Source organism: Okeania sp. SIO3B5, from assembly GCF_010692555.1.
Lineage (GTDB): Bacteria > Cyanobacteriota > Cyanobacteriia > Cyanobacteriales > Microcoleaceae > Okeania.
The window spans coordinates 1-12,054 of record NZ_JAAHHG010000301.1 but is presented as its reverse complement, the minus strand read 5'-3'; the positions used below and the strand labels follow the sequence as shown (position 1 = coordinate 12,054).

6 protein-coding genes are annotated in these 12,054 nt (G+C 32.5%); 5 read left to right on the top strand and 1 reads right to left on the bottom strand.

The features are described from left to right. Positions 1-885 precede the first annotated feature (885 nt). Positions 886-3,153, bottom strand: coding sequence for a bifunctional (p)ppGpp synthetase/guanosine-3',5'-bis(diphosphate) 3'-pyrophosphohydrolase (locus F6K54_RS29300; RefSeq protein ID WP_293085654.1), 2,268 nt, complete (start codon positions 3,151-3,153; stop codon positions 886-888). A 1,108-nt stretch (positions 3,154-4,261) separates the two neighbouring features. On the opposite strand from F6K54_RS29300, the gene patD reads away from it, so the two are divergent. The 5 genes from patD (at position 4,262) to F6K54_RS29275 (ending at position 11,478) form a co-directional block, all read left to right on the top strand. Beyond that, a complete protein-coding gene (patD, locus tag F6K54_RS29295) occupies positions 4,262-4,633 on the top strand; it encodes a heterocyst frequency control protein PatD (RefSeq protein ID WP_293085651.1) in 372 nt (123 codons plus the stop codon). A 17-nt stretch (positions 4,634-4,650) separates the two neighbouring features. Then, positions 4,651-5,256, top strand: coding sequence for a zf-TFIIB domain-containing protein (locus tag F6K54_RS29290; RefSeq protein WP_293085648.1), 606 nt, complete (start codon positions 4,651-4,653; stop codon positions 5,254-5,256). Between the two features lie 2,623 nt (positions 5,257-7,879). Then, on the top strand, positions 7,880-9,577 hold the full coding sequence (locus F6K54_RS29285) for an ABC transporter ATP-binding protein (protein ID WP_293085645.1): 1,698 nt from the start codon (positions 7,880-7,882) through the stop codon (positions 9,575-9,577). Between the two features lie 127 nt (positions 9,578-9,704). Beyond that, complete coding sequence (locus F6K54_RS29280; RefSeq protein ID WP_293085642.1) at positions 9,705-10,907, top strand: hypothetical protein; 1,203 nt, start codon at positions 9,705-9,707, stop codon at positions 10,905-10,907. A 307-nt stretch (positions 10,908-11,214) separates the two neighbouring features. Next, positions 11,215-11,478, top strand: a complete 264-nt coding sequence (locus tag F6K54_RS29275; protein WP_293061280.1) for a hypothetical protein — start codon at positions 11,215-11,217, stop codon at positions 11,476-11,478. Positions 11,479-12,054: the final 576 nt, after the last annotated feature.

The following is a 12,054-nucleotide window of genomic DNA, read 5'->3' as shown; positions in this document are numbered from 1 at the left end:
CGAGGAGGTAGGAGTAAGAATTTTCTCAAGATGGTTCTGCCCTACTCTTGACCAAAATCCTGAATTTTTGAACCATTACCATTGAAAACCTCGCACTTTTTCCAGATCTAAAATTGCTCAAACCAATATCAGTCAATAAGCGCGATATTTAATCAGCAAACCCTAACTATACTATTTGTAGTTGAATAAAAAGTCATGCGTAGGCCCTGGGCGAGCAACACCCAATAATTAGGGCTTGCTGAAAAAGTCTTTTTGCTCTTTGTAGGAGACAGGAGACAGGAGACAACCCACCCCTCGCCCCTCCCCCTCCCAGGAGGGGAAGACAGGAGAAATGGGAATGTAGAGGAGGTAGAAGTAAGAATTGTCTTTCAATTTTTCTGCCATAATCGTCCCAAAATACTAGCATGCATGAGCTTTTTCCGCCGAAAAGCTGGTACTTTTTTCAACTCTAAAACGCTAAAACCAATATCAATCAATACTTTTAGAATTAATCAGCAAGCCCTAATTACATATTATTATAATTTTTTTGGCGATGCAAGGGGAAATTCCTTGCCGTTTTTTTCTGGAGCTTCACAGGATGATAATTTGATTTGGTTGTGAATATAGCGTTGGCAGAGCAAGTGCGGTAACTACATTACTTCTACATGAGTAAATATATGGCGTTGCATAGACATAGAGTGCGGGATAAATTTTAGGCTGGGAAACACAGGAAGTATAAAAAACAAAACATGGGATTTACCTTCTGCCAAAAGTTTTATTCCTTAATCCAACAACGCCTATGAGGTGGCATAGAATTATTTTTTCCCTTCTTCCTTGTTCCTTCTTCCTTCTTCCTTCTTTCTTCTTCCTTCTTCCTTCTTCCTTCTTTCTTCTTCCTTAAAAAAACTATTCAACTTGACTCAGACGACGTAAATTCAAAATATCACTCATATTTTTAATCTGAGTACAAGTCTTTTCAAATTGCTGACGATCGCTCACTTCAATACATAGATTAATAATTGCCGGATGACCGGGACTTGTTTTAACTTGAGCATTTTTAACATTAACATTATTATCCATCAAACGAGACAAAATATCTTTCAAAACTCCGACTCTATCCATCACCTCTATACAAATATTAACTGGATAAGTTTGAGGTCGTCCTTGATTTTCATTAGTATAATTCCAACTAACAGGAACTAACCTTTCCCCAGGAACATTTTCCACATTAGAACAACCTTGACGATGAATAGAAATACCATGAATGCGAGTTACACTACCAATAATAGGTTCACCTGGAATTGGATTACAACAACCAGCCAAATGATACATTAAACCTTCAACTCCAGCAATAGGATGAGATTTATCTGAAGATGAACTTTGAGTTGGGCGAGGTAGCATTAAAGAAGATTTTTGCTCAAAAAATTCTGCACAAATATCTGAATTTTGCTCAACTTGTGTAACTTCCCTAGTTGCATCTCGTAGTCGATTAACTATTAAATTTAAAGTTATTTCACCGTAGCCTAAGGCTGCTAGTAAATCTTCTACATTATGGTAATTAAATCTCTCAGCAACAAGTAGCATTTGCTCAGATTTGAGTAAAGATTCAAAACCTTTTTTACCCAATTCTTTTTCTAATAATTCTTTCCCTCTAGATACATTTTCTTCTCGATGAGAGCGTTTATACCACTGACGAATCCGGTTTCGCGCCCCGCTAGTGACAACAAAATTCAGCCAATCTAGACTAGGATGCCCATTTTTTTGAGTCAATATTTCGACAATATCCCCATTTTTTAATGGAGTATCTAAACTAACAATCCGATCGTTAACTTTCGCCCCTGTACAATGGTTTCCCACTTCTGTATGAATGCGATAAGCAAAGTCTACTGAAGTCGAGCCTTGTTTGAGAGGAATTACATCACCTTTTGGTGTAAATACATAAACATCTTCATAGAATAAATCACCTTTTATAGTCTCCAAATATTCCCGGTCATCTATCAAGTCACTTTGCCATTCCAATAACTGTCTTAACCAAGTAAATTTTTCATCTTCAGCCGTCATTTTAGTATTACTAGAACTGGTTTCTTTATACTTCCAATGAGCAGCAATTCCATACTCAGCAATATGGTGCATTTCTACAGTTCTAATTTGCACTTCTACAGGACGAGCTGTATTACCTATTACTCCTGTATGTAATGATTGATAACGATTAGGTTTGGGCAGACCAATATAGTCTTTAAATCTTCCAGGAATGGGGCGGTAAGAGTCGTGAACAATAGCTAAAGTTCGATAACAATCTTCCCTTTTATTCACAATAATTCTGAGTCCGGCAATATCATAAACTTCGTGAAATGCTTTTTGCTTGAAGTGCATTTTCCGATAAATTCCATACAGATGTTTAGGGCGGCCGCTAATGTCGTAGCATTCTATTCCTGCTTGGTCTAATTTTTGCCGTAATTTTTCTGTCATTTCTAACAATTTAGCCTCTCGATCAGCTCTTTTATCTGCTACTAATTCTTGAACTTCTCGATAAGCTTCTGGTTCTATATATTTAAAGGATAAATCTTCTAATTCCCATTTAATTCGACCAATGCCCAAACGATTTGCTAAAGGTGCAAATATTTCCCGTGTTTCTAATGCTTTACTTAACTGTTTATGACGTGGCAAATGTTGCAGAGTTCTCATATTATGTAACCTGTCTGCCAACTTAACAACAATAACTCTAATATCTTTTGCCATTGCCAAAAACATCCGGCGAAAATTCTCAGCTTGTAGCTCTGTTTTGCTAGAAAAATTAAATTTAGAAAGCTTAGTTACACCTTCTACTAATAAAGCTATTTCCGAGCCAAATTTTTGTTCTATTTCTTCAATAGTTACATCAGTATCTTCAACAATATCATGTAGAAAACCTGCAGCAATCATCGCACTATCACCACCGAGATATTTCAACAATCCCGCAACAGCTATAGGATGACATATATAAGGTTCTCCTGATTTACGATATTGTCCTTCATGCAACTTATAAGCAAATTCAAATGCTTGACAGATTAATGCTGTATCTAGGGAACAGCTAGTTAAATTATCGCTGTTATTTCTGCTATTGATACATTCTTGTAGCCAGTCAGGAATTACGCATGAAAGTACAGGCTTAGGTGCTAGAGTTTTTGTCTTCATAGGAGTTAGTTTATAGATAGGGTTAATTGGTTGTTGATTTAGCTAATTTAGACTAGAAATACCAGAGTTATATTTCGGTATTTTATTAACCGAAATTATCAATTTATAGTTGATGAGAAAGCGGTTTAAATTTCAATTAACTTTGTATTTTATAGTTACAGTTTTTTTGAAATTATCTGTTTTTTTTTATACTTTAATTCTTATAAAAAAATCGTAAGCATTCAGCAGTCAGCTATCAACTTCTGAGACATATCTATGTTTCTTGCCACAGAATTTTATAAGTTTTTAACTAAAGTTTGCTGTTCTTGCATTTCAATTATCTAATAGTATAAGTTAAAAGAATGCTGACTTCATTTATTAAAAAGTACAGACTCGCTGAATTCTGACTGCTAATAGCTGAATACTTACAAAAAATCTGGAAAACTATGTATAATCATTGTAATAAGATTATATTATCAAATCGGGGTTGATGTCTATGTATATATACAATATAACTTAATAATTGAGTAAGTAAACAGCCGTCAGCTATTAGTTATCAGCTATTAATTTTGGGGAAGGTTATTTCAGTTATCAGTTATCAGTTATCAGTTATCAGTCATCAGTTGTCAGTTATAAAAGCAACCTTTGAAATTGAGTTTGAATAAAAAGTTACTGCCAAAGTCCCCGGAATAAACTTGAGAAGTGAAGTAATGAATAATTACTTATTGCTGTTAACGTAGTTCCTCCGGAGGAGGTTAGCTGACTGCTAATAGCTGTTTGTGTAGCATCCCGCAGGAAATGCTTACATAATTGAAGACATAATAACTCTTGAGTATAAATACATTATGACTCTAAAAAAGTATCAAAAATATTCATCAAATCAGTAATCGTAGAGTGACATTAATTTCCAGATAAATTCAAACTAATTCTGTGACTTTACTGAATAATTAAGGTTTAAGACCTCTCCTTTAAAAAAGAAAAAAATTTTCCTTTTGCGTCAATCTTCTTCTTTTCAAGGAGAGGTAATAATTAATAATTAATAATTAATTATTAACTATTAATTGTTGAATGAGCCTCTGAATATCCTATATTATTACCTTATATATACAAACTTTAATTGATTTATATTATGTTACCAAAGGAGCATAATAAGCAATATCAAAAATTCAGTCAAATGCTGAATCAGTTGCAGCAACTTATGGCCCAAGAAAATCTAGAGCTAGAAAAAATTTCGGCCATAAGGAAAGAAGTCCAACAGTTTTTCGAGATTCAGATTATGAGTCTAGATAACTTAGAACTAGATCGATCTATCACATTTCAGGTAAAGTCTTACCTAACAGAGATACATAAGGAACTTCGACTGTTATATGTAGATTTAACCTTTTTGCAAGCATCTCGAAACCCTCAAACAACACAAAGGCGATTGGCCACTATCAAAGACCGCTTAAAAACCCTCATAGGCTATTGCGGGAATATACTTAGTAAAACAAAATTAACATAGGATCAGGAACATATACCATGAAAAGTCCCAAGTACGATGTAGATTTAGAAGATGCCGTTTTGAATGATATTATCCCGGTAAAATACTGCCCAGAATCTGAAGGTTTTTGGATTTCGGGAAAAAATTATGAAGCTTGGTTAGAAAGTTTACCCTCATGGTATGTCCCAGAAGAAATCTTACCTTACAATCAATTTGAAGATTTTGTACCCTCCCCTTTTGATGGTAAAGCAGGGTTATGTCCAGAATGTAGTACTTATTTATCGCGCGTCAAAATAAACATTAAACAACCTTTCTATATAGAACGTTGTTTACATGATGGTGGTATTTGGTTTGATGATGCTGAAGAGTGGAAAATTTTAGAATCTCTTGGACTGCACACAAAAATACATGAGATGTTTTCTAGTCAATGGCAAACTAAGATGCGTCTGCATCAACAAGAAATGATTAATCGTGAGGCTGTTATTGATAAATTGGGAGAAGAAATAGCTGAGTATATTTTTCAATTAGCAGATATATTAGAGGAGAATCCTCATGGAGATTGTGCTGCTACTTATATGTTACGCAGATTTGAAAATAAAAGAAAGGAGCTCAATGGGAAATTTAGTGTAGGAAGTCAAAGTTAATATTTTATTATAAGGAAGAAGGAAAAAAGAAGTCAAAAGTCAAAAGTCAAAAGTCAAAATTTAAAATTTAAAAGTAATATTTTGAGGACTCAAAACTTTGACACTATAGTAATTTCATCGAAATTATTTCACATTTAAAGGAGCGAAACTAGAAGTTAAAAGTCAAAAGTCAAAATTTAAAAGTAATATTTCTAGGAGTCAAAACTTTGAGAATACAGTAATTTAACTGAAATTATTTCATATCTATAAGAAGCGAAACTAGAACTCAAAAGTCAAAAGTCAAAATTTAAAAGTAATATTTTGAGAACTCAAAACTTTGAGAATGCAGTAATTTAACCGAAATTATTTCATATATAAAGGAGGGAAACTAGAAGTCAAAAGTCAAAATTTAAAAGTAATATTTTGAGGATTTAAAACTTTGAAATTACAGTAATTTAACTGAAATTATTTCACATTTAAAGGAGCGAAACTAGAAGTTAAAAGTCAAAAGTCAAAAGTCAAAATTTAAAAGTAATATTTTGAGGACTTAAAACTTTGAAATTAAAGTAATTTAATTGAAATTATTTCACATCTATATAAGAAGCGAAACTAGAAGTAAAAAATCAAAAGTCAAAAGTTAAAAGTAATATTTTGAGGACTCAAAACTTTGAGAATGCAGTAATTTAACCGAAATTATTTCATATATAAAGGAGGGAAACTAGAAGTAAAAAGTCAAAAGTTAAAAGTAATATTTTGAGGATTAAAAACTTTGAAATTACAGTAATTTAATTGAAATTATTTCAGATCTATATAAGAAGCGAAACTAGACCTCAAAAGTAAAAAGTCAAAAGTTAAAAGTAATATTTTGAGGGCTTAAAACTTTGAAATTACAGTAATTTAATTGAAATTATTTCAGATCTATATAAGAAGCGAAACTAGACCTCAAAAGTAAAAAGTCAAAAGTCAAAAGTAATATTTTGAGGACTCAAAACTTTGAGAATGCAGTAATTTAACCGAAATTATTTCATATATAAAGGAGGGAAACTAGAAGTAAAAAGTCAAAAGTCAAAAGTAATATTTTGAGGGCTTAAAACTTTGAAATTACAGTAATTTAATTGAAATTATTTCACATCTATAAGAAGCGAAACTAGACCTCAAAAGTAAAAAGTCAAAATTTAAAAGTAATATTTTGAGAACTCAAAACTTTGAGAATGCAGTAATTTAACCGAAATTATTTCACATCTAAAGGAGGGAAACTAGAAGTAAAAAGTCAAAAGTCAAAAGTAATATTTTGAGGACTTAAAACTTTGAAATTACAGTAATTTAATTGAAATTATTTCAGATCTATATAAGAAGCGAAACTAGACCTCAAAAGTAAAAAGTCAAAAGTTAAAAGTAATATTTTGAGGACTCAAAACTTTGAGAATACAGTAATTTAACTGAAATTATTTCATATATAAAGGAGGGAAACTAGAAGTAAAAAGTCAAAAGTCAAAAGTAATATTTTGAGGACTTAAAACTTTGAAATTACAGTAATTTAATTGAAATTATTTCAGATCTATATAAGAAGCGAAACTAGAGCTCAAAAGTAAAAAGTCAAAAGTTAAAAGTAATATTTTGAGGACTCAAAACTTTGAGAATACAGTAATTTAACTGAAATTATTTCATATATAAAGGAGGGAAACTAGAAGTAAAAAATTAAAAGTTAAAAGTAATATTTTGAGGATTAAAAACTTTGAGAATACAGTAACTTAACTGAAATTATTTCACATCTAAAGGAGGGAAACTAGAAGTAAAAAATCCAAAGTAAAAAATTAAAAGTTAAAAGTAATATTTTGAGGATTAAAAACTTTGAGAATACAGTAACTTAACTGAAATTATTTCACATCTAAAGGAGGGAAACTAGAAGTAAAAAATCCAAAGTAAAAAGTGAAAATTTAAAAGTAATATTTTGAGGATTAAAAACTTTGAGAATACAGTAACTTAACTGAAATTATTTCATATCTAAATGAGTGAAACTATTAATAACGTTCTTTTTTTTAGCTCGTATAACACCTAAGTGCTTAGGCAAAATGAATTACCATTATTTATTCCCTGTAATTTTTACAACATCAGCTTTTTAGCTTGAGATATGTGTAATTAGGGTTTGCTGAATAAAGCTAAAAGTCAGGATAGCTTACGGTAATTGAGCTTTTTATATTCAGTTGATATCCAAATTTATGGGCGTTGCACAGTGACGAATGATTTTAGATTTTTGATGAACAGGATTTTGGATTAATCAATTGCTAGAATGATTGATCTTCTGTTTTTTTTAGTCAAAGTCTAAACTAATTTTTGTCAATATCATTCCATAATGTGCAACCCCAATTTATGGGTCTTATTGGCATCAATTTACTGAAATTTTCTGCTGAAATTCAAGAAAATTTCTTCATCAGGACTTACGCATTTTTCTAGCAAAAACACTATATGTACCATAGTGCTATAGTTCTTATCTACTATCTGTAGTGCCTTTGCCTAAGTATCGACCTGTCTCCGCGTCTGGTGCGTCCCCGTGTCCTACCCCCACCAACCAATTTTTTCAGCAGACCCTAATTAATTTTGCATGACTACTTAAAACCTATGAACTACCACCTATCACCTAATAATGAATTCCTTACTTGATATAAAAAATCTACGAGTAGCTTATCCCGAAAAACGTGGAAAATCTCATTGGGCAGTAAATGATGTCTCCCTCACACTTCAACCAGGTGAAAAATTAGGATTAGTGGGAGAATCTGGATGTGGTAAATCTACTCTTGGACGTGCTGCTATGAGATTATTACCTAAGTCAGTACAAGTTGAGGGTTCTATAACATTTGGGGGAGAATACATATTTGGGATGAACCCCTCTCGACTAAGAAAATTTCGTGGAGAAGCAGTAGCATTAGTTTTCCAAGACCCCATGACTCGCCTCGATCCATTAATGACTATTGGGGAGCATTGTGTAGAAACAATTCAAGCACATCAACCTAATATATCTAAATCTCAGGCACAACAAAAATCTATAGAAACTCTCGAAGCAGTAAATATTCCTGCCAGTCGTTGGTCTCAATATCCCCATGAATTTAGTGGGGGGATGCGACAAAGGGTAGCGATCGCTCTAGCTTTATTACTGGAGCCCAAATTAATTGTTGCGGATGAACCTACTACTAGCTTGGATGTAACTATAGCGTCTCAGATTTTAGGGGAACTTACCAGACTTTGCCAAGAACGTCAGACTTCCTTATTATTAATTTCCCACGATTTGGCAATGGTGGCAGAATATTGTGACCGTATTGCTGTAATGTATGGAGGTGAAATAGTAGAAACAGGTTCAATTAAACAAGTTCTACACTATCCCCAACATGAATATACTAAATCTCTATTTCAAGCTGCTTTACATATTCAAGTAGTTGAATCTACTCCTGCTCAAACTCAACTAGAAAAATCTGAATTAACGGAAGCTACCAAAATCCTCAAACCAATTTTGCAGGTCAAAAATTTACAGAAGCACTACACCTTAGAAAGTAATTTTATAGAGCAGTTATTATTTTCTGGAAAAAGTAAACTTATCAAAGCAGTAGATGGAGTTAACCTAGACCTCTATCCAGGGGAAATAGTAGGATTAGTGGGAGAATCTGGATGTGGCAAGAGTACCTTATCTCGGACAATTTTACAGTTAATTAAATCTACTTCTGGCTCAGTCGAATTTCAAGGCAAAGACTTAACAACTCTCTCTTTATCAGCATTGCAACCCTATCGTCGCGAAATGCAAATGATATTTCAAGACCCCCTAGCGTGTCTTAACCCCATGATGACTGTTGAACAGATAGTAGCTGACCCCCTATTTATCCATAATTTGGCTAGTGTAGAGAAAGCTAAAATTCAAGTGGAGCAAATGTTAGAAAAGGTGGGTTTGACTCCTGCAGCAGAATATGGTAGGAGATACCCCTCAGAATTATCTGGAGGACAACAACAGAGAGTAGCTATTGCCAGAGCTTTAATTACTAATCCAAAACTGATTATTTGTGATGAACCTGTGAGTATGTTGGACGCTACTATTCAAACTCAAGTTTTGGAATTGATGTTGGAATTGAAGGAAGAATTAAATTTAACCTATTTATTTATTACTCACGATTTATGGGTGGCTAGATTTATTTGTGACAGAATTGCTGTTATGAATAGTGGAAAAATTGTGGAGGAGGGGGAAACTGAGGAAATATTTAATCATCCCCAACATTCTTATACTCAGACATTGTTGAGTGCGGCACCACTATTGCAGAAGGAAGAAGGAAGAAAGAAGAAGGAAGAAGAGAGAAAATAGCTAGTTGATTGGATAAGATAAACTATTTTTAGTTTTGTAGGGTGTGCAAATTTTATTTGATTAACCAAAATTCTCTATTTCTCAAAGTTTGTCCGCTTTGAAAAATAGCCCTTAATTTTCAAGTGTAATGGCTGCACAAAATAATGAAAAAAAACTCCAACAAACTGGAATTAAAAATCAACCTGGGTCTCCCAATTATGGAAAACAGATTGTTATTCAAAATAATTTTGTTATCAATCTCAAGAATTATGTAATAAAAGTAGAAAACAATTCTAATTGTCCCTATAAGGAATCTAGTCTTCTTCCAGAGGATGATCAAAATTTATATGGTAGAGATGAATTTGTAAAAGAACTGGTTAATGCTGTTAAAACAAATAATTTTGTTCAAATTTTAGGCGAATCAAAAAGTGGTAAATCTTCCGCAATATTAGCGGGGTTAGTTCCGAGATTAGTACAAGCAGGAAATTGGCTTCTTACATATTTTTGGCCTGTAAAAGATCCTTTTGATTCTATTGCCAGAGCTTTAGTTCCACTCTATATTCCAGAAGCTAATAAAAAAGAATTAAAGATTGAAGCCAAGAAAATAAAAAATTCACTTAAAAATAACACGACTTCATTATCTGAAATTATTTATAAAATACAGCGAAAAAACCCAGATAAACGTATTTTAATTATTGCAGACCAATTTGAACAACTCTATAACTCTTCTACTAAAGATAAAACCCGATACCAATTTATTAATGCTCTCTTACAAACATTTCAAAGTGCCACTAAAAAATCTTCTTTATCAACAACATTAGTAGCTATAATACGAACAAATTCTTCAGGAAATATAGGGTTTTATCGACCATTACTAGATGTCTTGAGAAAAAATAGTATTACATTAGAACAAATGACACGAGACCAACTCAGGGAAGTAATAGAAAAACCAAGTCGCAATTGCGGAGTTGATGTTAAAACAAGACTGGTTGAACGCCTGATTGAAGATGTCATTAAACAGCAAGAGCGTCTAGCTTTATTAGCATTTGCCCTAATTGAATTATGGAAAAAACAAGAAAATAAGCAACTAACATATAAAGCTTACCAAGAAATTACTAAAAATGAAGATATAGTCGAGGTTTATAATAGAGAGCAACAAAAGCGGGCAGAACAAAATAATTTCACAAAAAAAACTAGCAAAAATAATGCAATTAGTGCAGCACCAATAATATATAGAATTCTGATTTTATTATTTTTGTTTTTTGTAGGAATGCCTTTTATTTTAGAATTTTTACCAATTATTTTTGATAGTCCAGCTAGGATTATATGCAAGCTCAAAGATAAGTGCTAAAGTTAGAGATAATTTTCATATAAATATGTCTTTTTGTTAGTTTAATTGATTGACTTTAAATAGAATTTTTTATATTAAACAGGGTACTGTTGTAAAGAGAACAAGTTTTACTGGATTGACTATGAATCTTTAATTATCAAGGGTTATACGCATTTTTATAGAATTGACGTGATTCCCTTGCTTAAGCGGAATGCTGCACAAACAGGAATTTTTTTCCCAGAAAATGTCTGAGTAATAGAAAGATCTAAACACAAACTTAGTTTGAATTGTTAGACTAAAATTATTAATACAACAAGGATATTGATTCATGCCAAATACTCAAATTGGAATCCAAAACCAATCAGGTGCTATTAATAAAGGGTCTCAGACTAGCAAACAAAACAATTATCACTTTGAACAACAAAAGAAAACACGGGACAAAACTAGAAAAAAAAATCGAAAAGAGAAGAAGCGATCTGATGATCAGCGATCTGATAATTCAATAATGCGTTTTCTCCAAAAGGATGTACGTGTTGTCCTAACACCTCTATGGCAAGCTGTTCGTTCTCTAGTCTTACACTCAAGCAATTAACATAACTAATACTGTAAGGTAAATCCCTTGCCCCACACTAAAAACGTAATTGCTAGTGTAGGGCATATGCTTTTATTCAGTATGATTACAATTTTAGAATCAATAATATAGTTACTAAAACTTTTATTGAAAAATCTTTGTTGATTCTCTATTCTCTTTTTTCTGTTCCCTGAACGAAAAGTTTAGGTACTTTACTCTCCAAATATATTCCTACCTTTGATTAGACAAAATTTCCATCTACTATCATTCTCTGAAAATTCTCCGAAGACTCCACAGAGAGAAAATCCATAACTTATCGCAAATTAGAAACTAAAAAATTATTCATTACTATTTGCCTATACGCAATAGTAGTCTCAAACCTTTGTAGAGATAAAATTTCCATCTACTATCATTCTCTGAAAATTCTCCGAAGGCTCCACAGAGAGAAAATCCATAACTTATCGCAAATTAGAAACTAAAAAATTATTCATTACTATTTGCCTATACGCAATAGTAGTCTCAAACCTTTGATTAGACAAAATTTCCACCTACTAGCATTCTCTCAAAATTCTCCGAAGACTCCACCGAGAGAAAATC

Excerpts from the sequence above, each read along its gene's own strand:
- F6K54_RS29280 (WP_293085642.1), top strand. The coding sequence starts at position 9,705 with ATGGCTGCACAAAATAATGAAAAAAAACTCCAACAAACTGGAATTAAA.
- F6K54_RS29285 (WP_293085645.1), top strand. The coding sequence starts at position 7,880 with ATGAATTCCTTACTTGATATAAAAAATCTACGAGTAGCTTATCCCGAA.
- F6K54_RS29290 (WP_293085648.1), top strand. The coding sequence starts at position 4,651 with ATGAAAAGTCCCAAGTACGATGTAGATTTAGAAGATGCCGTTTTGAAT.
- patD (WP_293085651.1), top strand. The coding sequence starts at position 4,262 with ATGTTACCAAAGGAGCATAATAAGCAATATCAAAAATTCAGTCAAATG.
- F6K54_RS29275 (WP_293061280.1), top strand. The coding sequence starts at position 11,215 with ATGCCAAATACTCAAATTGGAATCCAAAACCAATCAGGTGCTATTAAT.
- F6K54_RS29300 (WP_293085654.1), bottom strand. The coding sequence starts at position 3,153 with ATGAAGACAAAAACTCTAGCACCTAAGCCTGTACTTTCATGCGTAATT.